Raw genomic sequence first — 18,601 nt, forward strand, 5'->3', positions numbered from 1 at the left:
AGCACTCATCGCCCTGGCCCGCCGCCTTATCGACGTCATCTGGGCGCTCATCCGCGACAACCGCACCTTCACCATCGAGGCACCAGCCCCGATCAGCGCTGCGGCTTGACACCATCATTGAAACTCCTTCTCTTCCGAGCGGGATTCGATGTCGTCGTCGGCGGCGGCGTCGCGGGCCTCGGAGCGGCGATCACGCACCGCGATCACCACGATGACACCCACCAGCGCCAGCGCCGGCACGAACGCGGGGATAGCCAGCAGGACAGTATGATCGGCGAGAATCTCCACACCGTGCCCGTACCTCACCGCAGTGCCCTCGGCGTCGACGAGTCGGTGTGTGCGGCACGGCGGTAGGCGAGGTTGATGCGAGCCGCGCCCCATGACAATGCCCAAATGAGGGTGAGCGAGCAGAGCAGCACGACCATCGACGCGGTTGTGAACAGCCATGCCGAGTGGTCGAAAGATCGTTCTCGTTGCAGCACGGTGACTTCCGCGACGAACGGCCGGGTGAACTGGTCCAGCGCAGGAACCCCGGCCGCGTCGATGCCACGATCATGTGGCATGTAGATCGGCAGTGCGGTCAGTGTGCGAGCGTCGTGCACTCGAAGGATTGTCTTCCAGTTGCCGTAGGCCGGAACCGGTTTCGTGCTGACGTAGTGCCCGGGACCGACCTGCTGCAGCCGATCGACCACCAGTCCGCGACCGGGGCTCGTCGGGCCGATACCGCCCTGCCAGGCGAGGATCTGCACCCACTCCGGATCCGCATTCACCAGATCGGCCGGGGACAACGTGACATCCGCAGTCACCGTCCGCCCGCCGTCCACCGGTTCGGCATCGCGCAATTGCACTGTCGCGGAGGCGTTCTCGGGGACTTGGATCCGCAGACCGTTGGCGGTGGCCAGGGCGGCAATCGCCACGGCGCCGATGACGATGACGCGCCGCATCGAGGCTCCCGGCAACAGCTCGCCGCGCAAGACGAGGCCGAGCATCGCCCCGAGTGCGCCGCCCGCGATCCCGACCGGCACCGCCATCGCGAGCAGCTCCGGCCACATGGCGGCAGGCCAGGGATCGACGAACATTCTTCGCACCCACAAGGATTCGAGCCAGAGACCGGCGGTGGCGGCCACCAGCCCGGTCAGCGCACCCCACCACACAGGCTTGCGGATCAGCGGCAGCAACCCCATCGACTCCACCACCAGCGCGACGCCGAGGTACAGCGGGAACACATTGTGCGGAGCGCCGAGTACCGGTCCGACCAGCACCGCGACGGACCCCCGCACCACGAATGCGAACGCGACGACGACCAGTGCGCTACCGCGCCCGAGGGTGTAGCGCGCCGCGACCAGGGCGATCGTGCTCGCCGCGGCGATCAGCATCGGCTGGAAGACGAGGCGGAACTGCTCGACACCGAAGTCGAATTCGACCTGGTACACCGATAATCCGATCAGCAGTCCGCCGAAGACGAGGGCCCGCACCAGCCACAGCAACGGGCCATCGGTGCGTTCCGGATCAGGCCGGTCGAGGCGGCCTTCGAATTCGAGTAGCAGCACCGCGATCAACGACAGTCCCGCCCCACCGATCAGCATCAGATGCGTCGGCCCCCAGAGGGTGACATCCTGGCCGAAGAGCCGATGCCAGATGTCGTCGAGCGGGAAGCCGATCAGGGCGTAGAGCCCCGCGCCCGCCATGAGCACGCCACCGACCGGCGCGTGCCAGTCGCGGGTGATTCGGATGGCGGCCGGACCCGGCTTCTCGTCGAGCGGCAGGACCACGGCCGACATACCCGCGATGAACAGGAAGAACAACCCGACCAAGATGAAGTAGTGGGCCGGATTGGCCAGCGGACCTTGATCGCGGCCCTTGCCGATGTGCAGGCTCACATCCCAGATGAACCCCAACAGCGCCGTGTTGATGGTGGCGATGAACAGCGCAAGCGGCAATGCCACCCAGCCCGGTCGATTGGCGAGCCGCCCCAGGCTATCGGCCGCGGTTTTCAACCAGGTGATCCTGCGGGTGCGGTGGAGGTACGCGACCCAGAACGCCGCGACGGCGACCACCATCGCGGCCCCGGTCATCAACGCGACTTGATCCAGGGCGGCCCCGCCGCCTTCCGAACCACGCCCGAGCACCGCGAAGTTTGACATCGCTCAACGCTCTTCTCTGTAACTTCCGGTTCTCCCAACTTGCGAGTGCCCACGAATCCGACAGATATGCGCACGATCGTGCACAGATTCGCAATAGCTGCGGGTGTCCATGGCTGCCCTGACGGCAACAAGCGCGCCGGGCTGCGCACGTAGGCTCATTTGGTGAAGCAACCAACTGTCGGTGTAGTGGCGCGGGGTGGGCAGTCCGGCGGCGGGCCGGGGCGGCGGGTGCACAGGGGGCTCGAGTTCGGCATCGCGCTCGCGGCGGGGCTGGTGTTGGTCGTGGTCGGGGCGAATGTGCGGCTACGGATGATGTCGTCGGGGCACAGGTTCGAGCCTGCGGCGGCGCCGGCGGTTCCGGTGGTGATCGTGCCGGGGGCGAAGGTGGGGCCCGATGGTGCACCGATGGCGTATCTGAGGGGGCGGCTCGATGTCGCGATCGAGCTGTTGCGGGCCGGGAAAGCCCGCGAGATCCTGGTGTCCGGCGATGCGGCGGGCACCTCGGGGGACGAGATTGCTTCGATGACGAGGTACCTCGTCGACCACGGAGTCGATCCAGCGCTCGTGCGCTCCGATGGGGAGGGCCTGTCGACGCGGGAGACGTGTGCACGAGCCGAACGGTTGTTCGATATCGACCGCGCGATCATCGTCACTCAGTATCGACATGTGCCGCGGGCTGTTGCGTTGTGCCGTGCGGAAGGGATCGACGCCGACGGAGTGACCGCGTACTGCGAGTGCAGGCGGATGACGGTGGTGCGCAACAATATCCGCGAGTGGCTTGCTGCTCCCAAGGCGGTGGCGGGCCTGATCCTGCGTTGATCGGGTCGGGTGCAGGGCCGAGTTGACCGGCCGGCCGGATCGCGGTGCTCGACTGAAACACCTGGTCAGCGGCTTCCCGGCTTCGGGATAGTCGATATTGCGCCATCGGGGCGTGCACGTGCGCTGGTGTTCGGCACGGGCTCGGCGAAGTCTGCACAGTGAAATCTGTTGGGTCCCACTTAATTTGCTGTGCGGTGTGAAATGTTGGGCTCGGTAAATGATCTTGATTGCGGTGTAGATGCTCTATTGATTCGAAGGTCGATGATTGCGGCATGCTGTGAATTCGGGCATGCGCCTCGGTCGGAAATAGCAGGTAGGACTGTTTTTGCAGTAACAGCAAGAATGGAGGAAGGCAATGACTACCGGGACCTCCACCTTCAACAACGACTACGGGTACTCCGAGCAGATAGAAAACCCGGACGAATATCAGACATATAACATAGTTATTGGCAATAGTTTGGTTGACAACCGGACGAGCACCACTATCACGCTCTACTCCGAACCTGATTGCCGGGGAAACTCCGACTATTTGTACTCACGCAGCAGCAAGTACCTTGGTGAGCCTTGGCGTAGCTTCGGATTCACCAGCTGACGGGTCGACCGCCTTCGTGTCGGACGATCGGGACCGTGCTCCTGCCGCAGGTGAATGTCCGGATCCTGCCGGGCGGGAGTCGATGCGCCCCTGGGCTGTGGCCTGCGCGGAGGCGGTCATCCGTCCGACAGATTCTTCCCCGTGATGGGAAGACCCTTGTGGTCGGCGAGAGGAGAATTGAAGGGGTCGACAGTGAAGTACTGATCAATCGCCCTCGACGGCAGTGCGGTGCGAACAACCTGTCGTCACGTGCGCAGGAAGTTGATGTCCCATGCTCGACTCACGTATTTTCTTCATTCTAGTCGTCTTGATGGTTCTCGTGGTGACGGTCGCCATCAGTGCGATTCATTTGCGGGCTCTGCACCATCCGCCGGGAGTCGGCGGTGTCGGAATGCGAAGGCGCACAGCGGCCGTGAATCGAATACCGACGAAAAAGGTTGTGCGGTATGACATTTGGCCTGCAGCCTGGACTCACGAGGCTCCATCGCAACCGTTCACGATCGCGGAGGCGCATGACGAAATGCAGCGGCACCGCAATTGTGGCGTCGACATCTGCGATCGTAAGGCTGCCGCGCTCAGAGCATTGGTGGAGGGCGGGAAGGTCAAGTTGGATTCGTCGCGCCATCGGGCGTAGCACAACACCTCCCCGTCATTCGTTGCTCAGCCATACCTCCAGCTGCTTGAGTCCGACGCGAATGCGGCTCTTGACGGTCGGTAACGGGATTCCTAGGAGGTCGGCGACTTCGCGGTAGGTGCGGTCGCCGTAGTAGGCCAGGGCGATTGATTCGCGTTCGCGTGCATTCAGTCTCGCTAGATTGTCTCGGATCGATTGGTAGTCGAAATGCTCGTCGACCTGTTCGGCAACGACATCGTGACCACGCCTGGTCTCGGTATTGCGGTAGTTGTTCTCCCGGGCTACGATCGCCTGCTCGGCTCGCACCAGGTCGACGGCGCGCCGATGAGTCAGCATCATCAGCCAGGTCAGCGGGGCGGACCGAGTGTGGTCGTAGCGATCCGCGGTGGTCCAGGCCTGTAAATAGACCTCCTGAGTGATGTCCTCCGCGATCGTGCGGCTGCGCACGATGTGTACCGCGAACCCGAAGACCCGTTGGCTGGTTGCGTGATAAAACTCGGTGAAGGCGGCCCGATCGCCGGCGGCGATCTCGGCGAGCAGCTCGCCGAGCCGGTGTCGCGGATCGATCGGAAGGCCGTTGTCCGACGGTCGAGGTGTCGCGTCTGTCCGAACAGCTGTGCTCGGTGTCATAACGACCATCGCTGCCTCCTCATTCCGGACGGCTCGGTTATCGTCCAGCTCGTGGCGTGTCGGCATTGGGGGTTGGCGCAGCCTTTGGTAATGCGCGCCGACGCTGGGCATTCGAGGCTGTCCGCAATCCGATCCGAAAGGGGAGCGATAAAAGCACGCGCCCGAATTCGGCGGATTGCCCGAGCGATCACATCTCTGCATGTGATCGCTCGAAAGGGCTTGTCGACCGAGGATTCGTACTCTACTGCTTCAGCGTAAACAGTCGTGGGTTTTTTGATCCAGACTGGGGGCAAACTGTGAGCATTGCCAACTCCGAGTATGAACTGATTGCTATCAGTGAGCTCTACCTTGCGAAATACGAATGTAGCGCAGTATCTGTTTTCAGTAAGGATCCTTCTTTTGTAACGAGTGGGTATCGAAATGGTCGATTATTAGTTGCAATTGTTGTCATGTTAGTTGATATCGCGGCAACTCCTGTTCTGGAATGCGAGGAAACTCCTGTTCTGGAATGGAATTCGCAGGGAATCGGCATTGCGGAACCGGTTCGGTGCGGTGGCCGCGTACTCGGGTCGTGGTCAGCGCTGGATAGGTCCATGCCGCGTCCTTCGGCAGCGACCACCACGAGGCGCGAACCAGCGGCCGAGACGTTGGCAGCACGCGATGCGCTGCGGTGTCCGTTGGCGACGTGCACAACTGGTCGCAGCGGAAGCTGTCGGAATGCGGATGGCGTCACAGCTCGGTCGAGCGGTCTACTTGTCACCAGTCCGGTGATCGGACGACTGGATCACACACATCGAGGTGAGGGCTATATGTTCGGGGTTCCCCGTAGATCCAAATGGGTCGCGGCGCCACTGACGGCGCTGTGCCTTTCGGTGGCCGCCGGGGTCGCCGCAGGCGATCCTTTTCCAGCCTTTCCGCCGGATCAAAACCAGTTGCCGCAGTTGCCTGCGGAACCGTCGCTCTACGACCTGCTCTCGATCCCGGTACCCGACGAGGACCCGTGGTACGCGGATCCGGCGGATTTGGCGGCATATGCGCCGGGTGAGATCATTCGCACCCGCACGGTGCAGACTCGGATCCTGGGAATCCCGTTCCCCGTCGGCACCAGGCACCTGCTCTATCGCAGCAACGATGTGCACGACAACCCCATCGCGACCGCCACCTCGGTGATCACTCCCGGCATTCCGTGGCTCGGTGGCCCCCGCCCGGTTGTTTCGTTCCAGGAAGCGATCGACTCGACCGACTCGTCATGCAATCCGTCGTACACGCTGCAAACGGGCACCATGAAAGAAAGCCTGCTTGCGCAATATTGGCTGATGCAGGGCTTCGCGCTGAACGTCCCGGATTTCGATGGCAATTTCAACACCTTCAATACCTTCGACGAAGGCAAGATGGTGCTCGACAGTCTTCGTGCCATGAAAAACGATGCGGCGCTGGGGCTTACCGATTCGGGGATCGCGCTGTACGGCTACTCCGGCGGCGGTTCCGGTTCGATCCGGGCGGCCGAGCTGCGCAAAACATACGCTCCCGATGTGCGACTGCTGGGTACCGCTATCGGCGGCACACCGGGTGATCTGCGGTTACAGGCGCGCTACGCGACCATGCAGCAACCCGGACTCGCCGGAATCAGCAACTTCACCATGTGGCTCGGTTTCGCGGGCCTATCGCGTGAATTCCCTGAGGTATTCGACGCGAAGAAGCTGCTGACCGAGGAGGGGCAACGCATTCTGCAGGATGTGCAGAGCCGCTGCGTCTACACCATTGCGCTGACCGGAATGTATCGGCCGATCAGCGACTATTACCAGCCGGGCGAGACGTTGGAATCCAATCCCGAGGTCATGCAGGTGCTGACGGAGCAAAGTCTCGGTCAGCAGATTCCGGACAGTCCCCTCTTCTGGTGGCACGGGATGTGGGACGAGTTGATACCGCCGTCGGTGGTGCTGCCGGTGGTCGACGAGTACTGGAATCGTGGCGCCGATCTGCGGTTCTACACGATGCCGCTGCCGGAGCACGTCACCAACGCGGCCGCGGGATGGCCGCCCGCGGTGGCGTGGACCAGCGCGGTCCTGCGTGGTCTTGCGCCGGGTCCGCGGTTCAAGGCGGACTTCCAGATCCCGGGCAGCCCTGGCCTCCCGGGTAGCTAGTTCGGGCTTGTCATCCCGTTCTCCAGCAGTGCGAGGCAGTCGTCGAGCAATTGTCGGTGGCGCTGCATGAATCCTTCCGACAGGTCGTCAGCCGCTGCAGTCCATGCTGCGATCGCGACGCCGATGATGGCGCCGGCGAGGGTGGTGGTCGGTAGGTCGGGAGCGGGCCGGCCGAGGCGTTCGGCCAGCTCACCCGCGAGCAGCGGGATCGCGGCGGCCATCTGTGCGGGCACCCTAGCGCGGAGTTCGGGGACGGTGCGCAGGAGATGTTCGCGTTCCGCGCTGATGGCCCTGTCAGCGGGGGTTGTCGAGTCGGTCAGTGCGCGCACTGTGTCGCGAAGTGCCCGAACGGGATTGATGCCTTCGAGGTTGTCCGGGAGTGCGGCGATCACCGCGAGGTCGGCGACGTCGTGCAGCACTACGTCGGCCTTGGCTGGGAAGTAGCGGAAGAAGGTCACGCGTGACACGCCCGCGGCGGCAGCGATCTGGTCGACGGTGGTTGCGGTGTAGCCCTGTTCGCGGAACAGCCGTAGTGCTTCGCGTTGCAGCGTGGCCTGGGCCAGCGCCTTCTTCCGTTCGCGGTGGGACCCCGTTGCCGAGGGCGAACGATCTGGTGACGTCACGAGGTACCGAACCGGCTGTTCATTGTGCGCAGTTTATCGAGGTCGCCTGCTTCGCCCATTGTCATACCCCAGAGTTGGTGTGCAGCGTGGAACCCAAGGTCTTCGACGAGGGCGCGCTTCCATGGACGGGTGGCGATCGCGTGCGTCAGCCGGCGTGAGCCGCGCGGTCGCGCCATGATCATTTCGGCGATCTGCCACGCCCTCGGCAGTAGTCGATCCCGGGGGAGGATTTCGTTGACCAATCCTAATTCCATTGCGGTGCGGCCACTTATCGGCTCACCTGTGTACATGTAGTAGGAAGCGCGCTTGACCCCGATGGTGCGCTGCAAGGTCAGTGCCATGCCGTCGCCGGGGACGCCACCGGCGAGGAAGTGTGGGTCGAAGAAATCGGCGTCCTCGACGCAGAGTGTGATATCGCAGGCGGTTGCGAATTCGCAATGGGTCCCCGGCCCGTTGACGGCGGCGATCGTCGGTATGTCGATGGCGAACAAGAGGTTCTGTAGCAGCAGCACCATGTCGTCGTACATCTTCAGCTGACTGTCGATGGTCCAGTCGGGGAAGGGCGTGTGCCACAGCTGCGACGGGTCGCCGGTATGCCACCAATCGCCGGTTCCGGTGATGATGACGACCTCGTTCTCCGGGTCGTTGCCGACCTCGGTCCACACCCGATGCCAGGCGTTGTGGCCGCGCCAGCTGTGCTGGAACGGTCCGCCGTCGGTGTGCATCCTCAGCTCGATGATCCCGTTGCGGCGGGTCATCACGAAGAACTCGCGGTACCGCTCGGCGTACTCCTCGAAGGGCGTGTATGCCGCGCGGCCGTCGAACGGCGACAGGTTCTCGGTCACGGTGGATCCTCTCGGTGCTCGTGGGCTGAGCGTCCTCCGCTCATTGCTAAAATGATACTGGTAACAAATGATACTAGTATCATTTTGGCATGAATGATCAGCTGCTGGATCTGGCGCGCGACGTAATGGGCTCGCCCTTGGTCTATCTCGTTGTTTTCGCCGTCGCGGGGCTGGACGGAGTCCTCCCGATATTCCCCAGCGAAGTCGTGCTGCTCGTCTCGGGCGGTTTCGCGGCGACCGGTCGTCCGAACATCGGGTTACTCATCCTCGCCGCGTCGGCCGGCGCGGCGGTCGGCGACCACGTGAGCTTTCGGATCGGCAGGCACGCGGGACGGCCGCTGCTGCGCAAGATTCCGGTGGGAACCAAGCGGCACCGGGCGGTTGGCTGGATCGTGAGCGTGCTGGAGCGGCGCGGACCGGTCTTCATCGTGATCGGCCGGTTCCTGCCCGGCATGCGGTCGATCATGACGCTCACCGCGGGCGCGGTCGGCGTCCCACCACGAACCTTCACCGCATTCGACACCATCGGAGCTGTGCTGTGGGGTATATCGGGTGCGCTGCTCGGCTACTTCGGCGGCAACACCTTCCAGGATTCACCGCTCGCCGGTTTCTCCTTCGCCCTGGTCCTCGTGACGACGGTCGTCGTGCTCGGCGAAGTGGGACGCAGACTGCAAGCGTCGGGCACCCGGACCGCGCGCAGCGCGAAATGCACTCAGGGCCAGCGGCGATGACGGAGCTCGTCGGCGAAGCACCCGCACCGACGCCTTCGGGCGGCTACCTGCCGTGGTGGTCGCGCCTGCGGACTTCCTCTTCGTGTTCGCTGATTTCGCGCTCGAGTTCCTGGTGAAGGATGCCGCCGGCGCGTGATCTGCGCAGCGCCGCGAGGTCGCGCATGAGCTCCAGGTAGTCCTTTTCACTCGTTCGGCGCATCACACACCCGGACGTGGCCTGCGTTGCACGCCAGCCGAAAGCGGTGCAGCGTCATGTCCAGACGCTCCTGCCTCGGCCGTGGGCGGGCCGACTGTTGCGCGGAGACGTCGCGGTGTCTGTGTCCGTGAACGAAGTGCCTCCGGCTTCCTCAACGGTACACTGCCGCAGTTACCTGCCGATTCGACGCGAAGGGCCTGGCGCGGGGCTGTCGAGCGGCTGAAGGCTGCGGCGGGGGCGGTATCAGAAAACCGTGTGATTTCTCGTCGCTGTGCTCTACGTTCGGAGAATGGAGCAAGGCGTTCGGTTCGACGATCGGAAGGCGGTCGTCGCGGCCGTTGTCACGGTGGTGTTGTGGGCTTCGGCATTCGTGTTCATTCGTGCTGCGGGAGAAGACTTCTCACCGGGAGCGCTGGCGCTGGGCCGACTGTTGACCGGAGCCATCGCCTTGGTGGCGATCCTGATCGTCACGGGGGAGGGGTTGCCTGCCCGAGCTGCGTGGCGGGGCATTCTGATCTCCGGTGTGCTCTGGTTCGGGGTGTATATGGTCGCCCTGAACTGGGGTGAGCAGTATGTCGATGCGGGCACCGCGGCGATGGTGATCAACATCGGGCCTGTGCTGATTGCCGTGCTGAGCGGATTGGTGCTGGGCGAGGGGTTCCCCGCGCGGCTGATGGTGGGGATCGCGGTCGCGTTCGCCGGCGCGATCGTGGTCGGGCTGTCGAACTCTGGTGGCGGCCGCAGCGCGGTGCTCGGGGTGATCTTGTGCCTGACAGCGGCGGCGACCTGGGCGATATCGGTGGTCGCGCAGAAACCCGCGCTCGCCCATGCGTCGGCGCTGCAGGTGACCACCGGCGGATGCGTGATCGGCGCCATCGCCTGTCTACCGTTCACCGGTCAGCTGGTCCACGAGGCCGCGGATGCTCCGGTGTCCTCGACATTGAGCCTGGTGTATCTGGGTGTGTTCCCAACAGCTTTGGCGTTCACGACGTGGGCCTACGCCCTCGCCCGCACGACAGCGGGCAAGATGGGCGTGACGACCTACGCGGTCCCGGCGCTCGTCGTGCTGATGGCGTGGATCGCGCTCGACGAAGTCCCGGCCCCGCTTGCCGTCGTCGGCGGTCTGTTGTGCCTGTCCGGTGTGGCGATCACTCGTTCCCGTCCTCGACGCCCGAAAGATGCCGCGCCGGAACAGGTATCGACTCCGGCGTAGCCGCGCCGTGGCGTGCCGAGCTCGGCCACCGGCCGCTGTGCACGGGTCCATCTGGTCCCGGTAGTTGAAAGAGCGCTTCGGCGGGCGGCGTCGTAACACGCCTGGCGGAATGCGCGGAGTTGGATCACAGCAGTGCAGGTATCTCCCACTCGAGGTCCAGGTTCGGGAGCGGAACCACTCGTTCGAGCGCTGGCTATTCGCGGACTGCGTCCGGGATCTCCTGTTACGCTGCGCAGAGCAAATGGAACGTGTTCCAGAAAGTGGTGACGGCGTGACGCAGGTGAAGCTCGTTTTCGCGCTGTGGGGTGCTGGGGATCTGCTGGCTGCCGAACTGGCCGAGCGTCTCGGGGCCGCGGGAGTCGAGACGGCTCAAGTGAACATTTCCGACAGCGCGGTCGCGCAGGCCATGGTGCGACTCACGGCGTTCGATGCGCCGGTGCAGGCGGTGGTCAGCGTCTGGTTGCGTGACGAGCAGGGCGTCGAGGCCGTGGCCGAAGTGCTCGCATCGGTCGCCGATCGGGTCGTCGGGTGGCGGGTCGAGGCGGTGTCGCCGATCGAGCTGCCCGCCGTTGCGATCGGGGAGCGCGCGGCGGGTCTGTCGAACATCGCCTTCCTGCGGCGTCCCGCTGATCAGCCCTACGACGAGTGGCTGGACTACTGGCGCAACCAGCACACCGAGATCGCGATCGCGACCCAAGCGACTTTCGGCTACGTCCAGAACCGGGTGATCGGCGCTGCGACGGACGGAGCACCAGAGGTCGCCGCGGTGATCGAGGAGCTGTTCCCGATCGAGGCCCTCACCGACCCACACGCGTTCTACGGCAGCGGTGGTGACAACGCGGAGCTCGCCCGGCGATTCGATCGATTGATGACGAGCGTCGCCAAATTCGGCGCGGACAAGAACATCGACGTGGTCCCGACGAGCCGCTACCGCATTCTCTGAGTCGACGAGCCGCAGGGCCGTTACTCGCGGCTGGCCAAGGCGTCGAGCCAGGCCCCGGCCGCATACGAAGCGCAGCCGCGCTCGAAGTCGTCGACCTCGGCTCATCAGCCGATTATCCCAAGATGTGACAGCGAGGGGTCGACATCCGTCGATCGGAACCTCTGATTTACCCGAGGTGCGCTCGAAGCGGGATCTGCCGATCGCGGGCTTCGTATCGGTGCACGGAATCTTGTGTCGATCTCCCCACCCAGGGTGGTTTTGATGCTCACCCCCGGGGTTAGCTGGGCGATACCTGTGGTCCCTATCTCCAGGGGCGTGGAGAGCGGATAGTAATAGTCATCTCCTATGACGATCTCCACTACGAAGGAACTACGGAATGCAGCCAAGTTACGTTCACCACGTCAGGCAGCAAGTTTTGAAATACAGGGAGACCCGGTCGTACACCTATCTTCGTGAGGCCGGACGCGAACTCACCGAGGAGATCGTCACCTATCGCGAACTCGATCGCGACGCCAGGGCTGTGGCCGCCTGGCTGGCCGATCGTCCGGAATCGGCGGAGCCGGTCGTGCTGCTCTATCTCGACGGAATGGAGTTCCTGCGAGCCTTCCTCGGCTGCCTGTACGCCGGTGTGGTGGCCGTGCCCGCGCCTGTGCCGCACGACGAGCGCAGTGCCCAACGAGTGGCGGCCGTGATCGCGGATTCCGGTGCGCGCATGGTCATGACGACCACGAACTTCCAGCCGATGGTCGCGGCGGTGACGACCGCGATCGTCGTGGCGACCAACGAACCGCTCGGCGATCCCGACGCATGGCGGATGCCCGATATCGACTCGGGAACCATCGCGTTCCTGCAGTACACATCGGGTTCGACGGGCACCCCGAAGGGCGTCGTCGTCACTCACGGCAACCTCATGCACAACGAGGCCGCGATCGCCGCGAACGGGGGGCTCAATGATGTCGCGACCGGCGTCAGCTGGATCCCGCAGTTCCATGACATGGGACTGATCGGCATGCTGCTCGGCGCGATGTATGCCGGAGCGAACCTTGTGTTCATGTCGCCGACGACCTTCCTCAAGCGCCCGGCGCGCTGGCTGCAGGCCATCGACAAGTACCGCGCAACCTTTACCAGCGCGCCGAACTTTGCCTACGAACTCATCGCCCGAAGAGTTACCGACGAGCAGTTGGCCGATCTCGATCTGTCCACGCTCGAGGTCGCCCTGTGCGGCGCCGAGCCGGTCCGCGAAAGAACCATGGCGGCGGTGCTCGAGCGGTTCGGGCCTGTGGGCTGGCGATCGACAGCATTCCTGCCTGCCTATGGCCTGGCCGAGGTGACGCTGCTCGCCAGCGCCGGACAGGTCAACGCGGCACCCGTGGTCATGGACCACGGAAATGACGGCAGGCTGGTCGGCTGCGGGAGCGCGGCGCGCGGTCTCGACATCCGCATCGTCGACCCGAATACCCATCAGCAGGTGCCGGACGGCCACGTCGGCGAGATCTGGATTCGCGGCGAGAGCGTCGCCGCCGGGTACTGGAACCGACCGGAGGAGACCCGCGAGACCTTCGATGCCCACATCGGCAGCGAGGGGCCGTTCCTGCGCACAGGAGATCTCGGTCTGCTGCGTGACGACGAGTTGTTCGTCGCGGGCCGCCTCAAGGATCTGCTGATCGTCAACGGCCGCAACCTGTATCCCCAGGACATCGAGGAACTGGTGAGCGAGCTACACCCGGCCCTCACCGCAGGGGTCGCCGTATCCGTCGATGCGGGCGGGCGGGAACGACTGGTCGTGATGCAGGGCGTCAAGAAGGGACAGCTGGGCGACACCACGCTCGCCGAGCTGACTGCGGCGATCAAAATCGCGGTCGCTCGCGGATTCGATGTGCCGGCGCCGAATGTCGTTCTCGTAGAAACCCGATCGGTGCACCACACCACCAGCGGCAAGGTCCAGCGCAGCTCGATGCGCGCCGCGTTTCTGGAGGACCGCATCGGAGGTCTCCTGCACGAAGACCTCGAACCGGCACTGAGCCGAGCACTGACCGTCTGATCGACCTGCCCCGCCGAGGAGCCGAAATATGTTCAGCACAACCGTCACCCACCCGTCGACAATCCAGGGTTGGCTCGTGGAGCGCATTGCCGACTACACCGAACGCGCGCCGCACCAGGTGGATCCGGCGGTTCCGCTAGCCGAGCTCGGCATGGACTCCGTATCGGCCGTGACCCTGTGTGGCGAGATCGAGGACCGGTGGTCATTGGACGTCGACACGACCCTGGTCTTCGATTACCCCACCATCGCCGATATCGCCGGGTATATCGCCGCCGAGTTCAGCGTCGCCGCATGAACGATATCGCCATCGTCGGTCTCGACTGCCGGTTCCCGCAAGCAGCCGATCCAGCGGCATTGTGGCAGTTGCTGATCGAAGGGCGTGAGGTGATTTCGGAGGTTCCGGCAAGTCGCTGGAATGCCGAAGACTTCCACGACCCGGCCGGAGCGCCGGGCACGATCAACACCCGTAGCGGCGGATTCATCGACGACGCGGACGCGTTCGACCATGATTTCTTCGGCATCACGCCGCGTGAGGCGGAGGCGATGGATCCGCAGCAGCGATTGCTGCTACAGGCCACCTGGCGCGCGTTCGAAGATGCCACACTCGATCCGCGCGCCCAGTCCGGTTCTCGGACAGGGGTTTTCGTGGGCGTCATGGCCAATGAATGGGCCAACCTGCAGATGAGCGACTACCGCGCGATCACGCCGCAGCACGGGTCGGGCAACGGATACTTCATGACCGCCAACCGGTTGTCCTACCAGTTCGATCTGAAGGGTCCGAGCATCGCGGTCGACACGGCCTGCTCGTCCTCCCTGGTCGCGGTCCATCTCGCCTGCGCCGCTTTGGCTTCCGGTGAATGCGACCAGGCGGTCGCGGGCGGGGTGAACCTCGTGCTGACCCCGGCCGTCGGAGTGTTCTACACCCAAGCCGGTCTCTCCGCTCCGGATGCCCGGTGTAAACCGTTCAGCGGCAACGCCGACGGGATCGTGCGCGGCGAGGGTGTCGCGGTGCTGGTGCTGCGTCGCCTCTCCGACGCGCAGGCCGCAGGCCTGCCGATCTATGCGGTGGTCAAAGGCAGCGCGGTCAACTCCGACGGGCGAAGCAACGGCATCACCGCCCCGAACCGGTGGGCGCAGCAGCAGGTGATCGGCGAGGCGTATCAGCGGGCCGGAGTCAGGTCCGAGGACGTTGACTTCATCGAGGCGCACGGCACCGGAACGGTGCTCGGCGACATGATCGAGGTCAAGGCGCTCGGCAAGCTGCATGCGAACGATCGCCCGCGACCCTGTGGAATCGGCTCCATCAAAGGCAATCTCGGCCACACCGAGGGTGCTGCCGGGGTCGCCGGCATCATCAAGGTCGCGCTCAGCCTGCACCACGGTGTCGTTCCGCCGTCGCGGTTTGCCGACCAGGAGAACCCGCGGCTGCGGATGGCGGAGCACGGTCTGCGCCTGCTCGCCGAACCGATGTCGCTGGACGGGCCTGCGCACGGCGGCGTCAGTAGTTTCGGCATCGGCGGCACGAACGCGCACATGGTGCTGGCGAGTGCGCCCACGACGGCGGCGCGGTCAGGGGACGGCATGCCCGGCCGGACAGCAGCCGCTTCGGGGCGCGCGGTGCTGACGCTGTCGTCGGACAACGAGGAGGGACTGCGGCGCAACACACTTCGGCTGGCCGAAACGTTGGGGTCGGTGCCGGAGGATCGGTTCGCGCAGCTGTGCTGGACGAGCAATCAGGTCAAGTCGTCGGGTCGCAGCCGGCTCGCGATCGTCGCGAACGACCGCGATGAGGCGATTGCCCGCCTGCGGTCAGGTGCGGAATCCGGTGTTGCGCAACCGATCGCGGCCGGCTGGATGTTCACCGGACAAGGATCGCAATTCGCCGGAATGGCCGGGGCGCTGCACGCGGCGAGCCCCTCGTTCCGGCGTGCCCTGGCACTGGTCGATGACGCCATGATCGCTCAGCTCGGCCGCTCGGTGCGGGATTTGCTGCTCGACGAGAGCGCCGACATCGACCGCACCGAACTCGCGCAGCCCGCGATCTTTGCAATGGAATACGCACTGGCCAAGTCGCTCGCCGATGCGGGGGTCCGGCCCGCGTGGGTGATCGGTCACAGCATCGGTGAATTCGCGGCCGCGGCGGTGGCTGGGGTGTTCGACCTCGAGGACGCGTGCCGTCTTGTCGTCGCGCGTGGCCGACTGATGCAACAGTTGCCGCCGGGCGGCATGATGCTCGCCGCGCGAACGGCCGAGGCGCAGATTGCGGATGTGCTCGCCGACGAACAGATGGTCACGCTCGCCGCTGTCAACGGACGAGAGGACGTAGTGATTTCCGGTGCTGCGGAGGCGATCACGCGCATCGGGGCAGCGCTGGACGCGCGGGCTGTGACCACGAAGGCGCTCACGGTGTCCCACGCGTTCCACAGCCCGCTGATGGATCCGATGCTGGCCGAATTCGAAGTCATTGCGCGCGCCTGCACCTTCCGTGCACCTGGGCTCCCGGTTTACTCGACCGTGCGCGGCCGCCTACTTGCTGCAGACGAGGCGATGGACGCCGCGTACTGGACCGAACACGTCCGTGCCACTGTGCTTTTCGGCGCCGCAATCGAAGCCGCACTTGGCACCGAGCCCACGCATGTCGTCGAGATCGGTCCGCGTCGAGTCCTGGTTCCCCTCGTCGGTCGAATCCGGCCCGACCTGATTGCGCGCTGCCTGGCGCCGAGTCCGGGTCCCGGTGCGACCGGCAGCGAACTCGCCGAGGTTGTCGCCGCGCTGTATCGCGATGGTGCGGACCCCGCCTGGGACGAACTCTACGAACCGGCACAGCGTGTCCGCTATCGCCTGCCGGTGTATGAATTCGCGACCGAGCATCGGTTCTGGGTCGAGCCGCCCGCCTTCAGCTCGGCGGCCGCGGACCCGCCCGGATCATCGACCGCGCAGCATGCCGAACTACACACTCTCCCAATAGCTTTCGCGCGTCGCGAGGACACTACCATGGACCAACTGATCGCACTCTTCCGTGAGCAGAACGCCGTATTGGCAAGCATGGTTGCGGCACCAACCGAAGCGCGTGCGCCGCAGGCTGTTGCCGAACGGTCCAACACCGCGCCCACCGCCAACACCCCGGACGCCGTCGCCGCTATCGTGCGTGCAGAACTGGCCAGGGTCAGCGGATTCCCTGCCGACCGGCTCCGCGAAACCCAAACCCTCAGTGACGGACTCGGATTCGACTCCCTCATGCTGACCGGCCTGTTCGCCGGACTCGTCCGCAAACTTCCTGGACTCACCATCGACCCGAGCTGGTTCACGGCGGCGACGACCATGGGTGACGTCATTACCTATGCCACGGGTCAGTTCGCCGGTCCGTCTGCCCCTGATGTCGCACCGCCTGCTGTCCATGCCGCAGTACCGGCGTCGACTATCGCCGCCGCAGACGGTCCCGGTGTCGCACCGGAATCCCGGCCAACCGCCGTTGCGCCGGAGTACCTGATCTCCGAGTTCGCCGAGGTGAAGGCCATCGCCGATCGGCTTGCCGGCGGCGAGGCGCTCGGCCTGTCCAACCCGTACTTCCTGATCAACGATGGAGTCACCAGGGACACCTCGATCATCGGCGGCGCGCAGGTGGTCAACTTCTCCAGCTACAACTATCTGGGCATGTCCGGCCATCCAGCGGTCGTCGAGGCAGTTCAGGACGCGGTCGCCCGCTACGGCAGCTCGGTCTCGGCCAGCCGCGTACTCTCCGGTGAGAAGCCGGTGCACCGCGAGCTGGAGGCCGAACTCGCCGCGCTGCTCGGCACCGAGGATGCGATCGCACTCGTCGGCGGCCACTCCACGAACGTCACGATCATCGGCCATATCGTCGGGCCGGAAGACCTCGTGATCCACGACAGCCTCGCGCACGACAGCATCCTGCAGGGGTGCAAACTCTCGGGCGCCACCCGGCGGCCGTTCCCGCACAACGACCACGCCGCACTCGATGCTCTGCTGAACGACATTCGCCACCAGTACCGCCGCGTCCTCATCCTCATCGAGGGCGTCTACAGCCAGGACGGCGACATCCCCGATCTGCCCGCGATCATCGATCTCAAGAAAAAGCACAAGGCGCTGTTGATGATCGACGAGGCGCACAGCATCGGCGTGCTCGGCGCGCACGGCGGCGGGATCGGCGAATACTTCGATGTCGATCGGCGCGACGTCGAATTGTGGTCCGGCACCATGTCGAAGGCGCTCGCTGGATGTGGTGGCTACGTGGCGGGCAGCGCGGAGCTGATCCGCTACCTGAAATACACGACGCCCGGATTCGTCTACAGCGTCGGCATGACACCGATGAACGCGGCCGCCTCGCTGGCAGCGATGCGACAACTGCGGGCCGACCGCGAGCCACTCGAACGCCTGCGGCACAACTCGCGACTTTTCCTGCGCCTGGCCCGCGACGCCGGCATCAACACTGGTGACAGCAGCGACACCCCGGTCATCCCGTGCATCGTCGGTGACTCGCTGAAGACGTTGAAATTGTCCAATGCTTTGCTGACCCGCGGCATCAACGTCAACCCGATCCTGTATCCGGCTGTTCCGGAAGACCTTGCGCGCCTTCGGTTCTTCGTCACGGCCTGCCATAGCGAGGACCAGATTCGCGACACCGTCAAGATCCTCACCGAGGAACTCGGCTTGCTCGCGCAGCAATAGACGACGCCCGCTGCCGCGTACCGAGCACTTTTCTCAGCGCAGGTGAGGGTCATGCCGACGGCCGTGAAAAGATCTGTGCGAGTAAGCCATCCGCGCAACGGTGCCGGGTGGGCATTGTCGAATCGAGGGAAGCGGGAATCTGTGTTGGACGGGGGACTCTTCGTAGTCGTTCTCGTTGTGTTGCTGGTCGCTGTGTTGCTGGTCGTGGTGGCTGCGGCGATGAACTGGGATCCGAAAAGTCGCCGCGAACAAGATGATTGGGACGAGGAGCCCGATGAACGCCGCCGTCCGCGCGGGCGAGTTGTGCAGCGTCAAGGCGGCCATTGGCCGCAGCGGGACGATCGATACTGATCACGTGGT

The 18,601-nt window shown here is 64.7% G+C and carries 14 protein-coding genes; 8 read left to right on the forward strand and 6 right to left on the reverse strand.

Translation table 11 applies throughout. The features are described 5' to 3' along the window. Positions 1–114 precede the first annotated feature (114 nt). Positions 115–288 (reverse strand): hypothetical protein, encoded by a 174-nt coding sequence (locus tag ACLMAL_RS11225; protein WP_411999000.1) that lies wholly within the window; start codon positions 286–288, stop codon positions 115–117. 14 nt (positions 289–302) lie between these two features. Continuing rightward, on the reverse strand, positions 303–2,144 hold the full coding sequence (locus ACLMAL_RS11230; RefSeq protein WP_411999001.1) for a hypothetical protein: 1,842 nt from the start codon (positions 2,142–2,144) through the stop codon (positions 303–305). A gap of 162 nt (positions 2,145–2,306) precedes the next feature. Here ACLMAL_RS11230 and ACLMAL_RS11235 point away from each other — a divergent pair, with 162 nt between their 5' ends. Further along, positions 2,307–2,963: a vancomycin high temperature exclusion protein gene (locus tag ACLMAL_RS11235; RefSeq protein ID WP_411999002.1), complete on the forward strand. Its 657-nt coding sequence runs from the start codon at positions 2,307–2,309 to the stop codon at positions 2,961–2,963. Between the two features lie 1,241 nt (positions 2,964–4,204). Here ACLMAL_RS11235 and ACLMAL_RS11240 read toward each other — a convergent pair. Further along, entirely contained in the window at positions 4,205–4,828 is a 624-nt protein-coding gene (locus ACLMAL_RS11240; RefSeq protein ID WP_328399414.1) for a sigma-70 family RNA polymerase sigma factor, read from the reverse strand. Between the two features lie 287 nt (positions 4,829–5,115). On the opposite strand from ACLMAL_RS11240, the gene ACLMAL_RS11245 reads away from it, so the two are divergent. Beyond that, positions 5,116–6,963, forward strand: coding sequence for a lipase family protein (locus ACLMAL_RS11245; RefSeq protein WP_411999003.1), 1,848 nt, complete (start codon positions 5,116–5,118; stop codon positions 6,961–6,963). Here ACLMAL_RS11245 and ACLMAL_RS11250 read toward each other — a convergent pair. After that, complete coding sequence (locus tag ACLMAL_RS11250) at positions 6,960–7,586, reverse strand: TetR family transcriptional regulator (RefSeq protein WP_411999004.1); 627 nt, start codon at positions 7,584–7,586, stop codon at positions 6,960–6,962. The genes ACLMAL_RS11245 and ACLMAL_RS11250 overlap by 4 nt on opposite strands. Next, the gene (locus ACLMAL_RS11255) at positions 7,583–8,431 is read right to left on the reverse strand and encodes an enoyl-CoA hydratase/isomerase family protein (protein ID WP_411999005.1); all 849 of its coding nucleotides are present in this window, start codon (positions 8,429–8,431) and stop codon (positions 7,583–7,585) included. The genes ACLMAL_RS11250 and ACLMAL_RS11255 overlap by 4 nt, the downstream gene beginning before the upstream one ends. A gap of 89 nt (positions 8,432–8,520) precedes the next feature. Here ACLMAL_RS11255 and ACLMAL_RS11260 point away from each other — a divergent pair, with 89 nt between their 5' ends. Next, positions 8,521–9,162 (forward strand): DedA family protein, encoded by a 642-nt coding sequence (locus tag ACLMAL_RS11260; RefSeq protein WP_411999006.1) that lies wholly within the window; start codon positions 8,521–8,523, stop codon positions 9,160–9,162. Between the two features lie 43 nt (positions 9,163–9,205). Here ACLMAL_RS11260 and ACLMAL_RS11265 read toward each other — a convergent pair whose 3' ends face one another. Next, positions 9,206–9,361 carry a hypothetical protein gene (locus ACLMAL_RS11265; RefSeq protein ID WP_411999007.1) on the reverse strand — a complete coding sequence of 52 codons (156 nt, stop codon included), beginning with the start codon at positions 9,359–9,361 and terminating at the stop codon, positions 9,206–9,208. A 286-nt stretch (positions 9,362–9,647) separates the two neighbouring features. Here ACLMAL_RS11265 and ACLMAL_RS11270 point away from each other — a divergent pair, with 286 nt between their 5' ends. From ACLMAL_RS11270 to ACLMAL_RS11290, 5 genes are all read left to right on the forward strand, one after another. Next, complete coding sequence (locus ACLMAL_RS11270; protein ID WP_411999008.1) at positions 9,648–10,571, forward strand: DMT family transporter; 924 nt, start codon at positions 9,648–9,650, stop codon at positions 10,569–10,571. 271 nt (positions 10,572–10,842) lie between these two features. After that, positions 10,843–11,514, forward strand: coding sequence for a hypothetical protein (locus ACLMAL_RS11275; protein WP_411999009.1), 672 nt, complete (start codon positions 10,843–10,845; stop codon positions 11,512–11,514). Between the two features lie 415 nt (positions 11,515–11,929). Next, the gene (locus tag ACLMAL_RS11280; protein WP_411999010.1) at positions 11,930–13,555 is read left to right on the forward strand and encodes a fatty acyl-AMP ligase; all 1,626 of its coding nucleotides are present in this window, start codon (positions 11,930–11,932) and stop codon (positions 13,553–13,555) included. A 28-nt stretch (positions 13,556–13,583) separates the two neighbouring features. Then, positions 13,584–13,850, forward strand: a complete 267-nt coding sequence (locus ACLMAL_RS11285; protein ID WP_411999011.1) for an acyl carrier protein — start codon at positions 13,584–13,586, stop codon at positions 13,848–13,850. Next, the gene (locus ACLMAL_RS11290; protein ID WP_411999012.1) at positions 13,847–18,241 is read left to right on the forward strand and encodes a type I polyketide synthase; all 4,395 of its coding nucleotides are present in this window, start codon (positions 13,847–13,849) and stop codon (positions 18,239–18,241) included. Before ACLMAL_RS11285 ends, ACLMAL_RS11290 begins: the two co-directional genes overlap by 4 nt. Positions 18,242–18,601: the final 360 nt, after the last annotated feature.

The sequence above is a fragment of the Nocardia sp. CWNU-33 genome, assembly GCF_046764895.1.
Lineage (GTDB): Bacteria > Actinomycetota > Actinomycetes > Mycobacteriales > Mycobacteriaceae > Nocardia.

What these genes read in the sequence shown, in the direction of transcription:
- ACLMAL_RS11230 (WP_411999001.1), bottom strand. Translation starts at nt 2,144, where the DNA reads ATGTCAAACTTCGCGGTGCTCGGGCGTGGTTCGGAAGGCGGCGGGGCC.
- ACLMAL_RS11240 (WP_328399414.1), bottom strand. Translation starts at nt 4,828, where the DNA reads ATGGTCGTTATGACACCGAGCACAGCTGTTCGGACAGACGCGACACCT.
- ACLMAL_RS11260 (WP_411999006.1), top strand. Translation starts at nt 8,521, where the DNA reads ATGAATGATCAGCTGCTGGATCTGGCGCGCGACGTAATGGGCTCGCCC.
- ACLMAL_RS11265 (WP_411999007.1), bottom strand. Translation starts at nt 9,361, where the DNA reads ATGCGCCGAACGAGTGAAAAGGACTACCTGGAGCTCATGCGCGACCTC.
- ACLMAL_RS11270 (WP_411999008.1), top strand. Translation starts at nt 9,648, where the DNA reads ATGGAGCAAGGCGTTCGGTTCGACGATCGGAAGGCGGTCGTCGCGGCC.
- ACLMAL_RS11285 (WP_411999011.1), top strand. Translation starts at nt 13,584, where the DNA reads ATGTTCAGCACAACCGTCACCCACCCGTCGACAATCCAGGGTTGGCTC.
- ACLMAL_RS11290 (WP_411999012.1), top strand. Translation starts at nt 13,847, where the DNA reads ATGAACGATATCGCCATCGTCGGTCTCGACTGCCGGTTCCCGCAAGCA.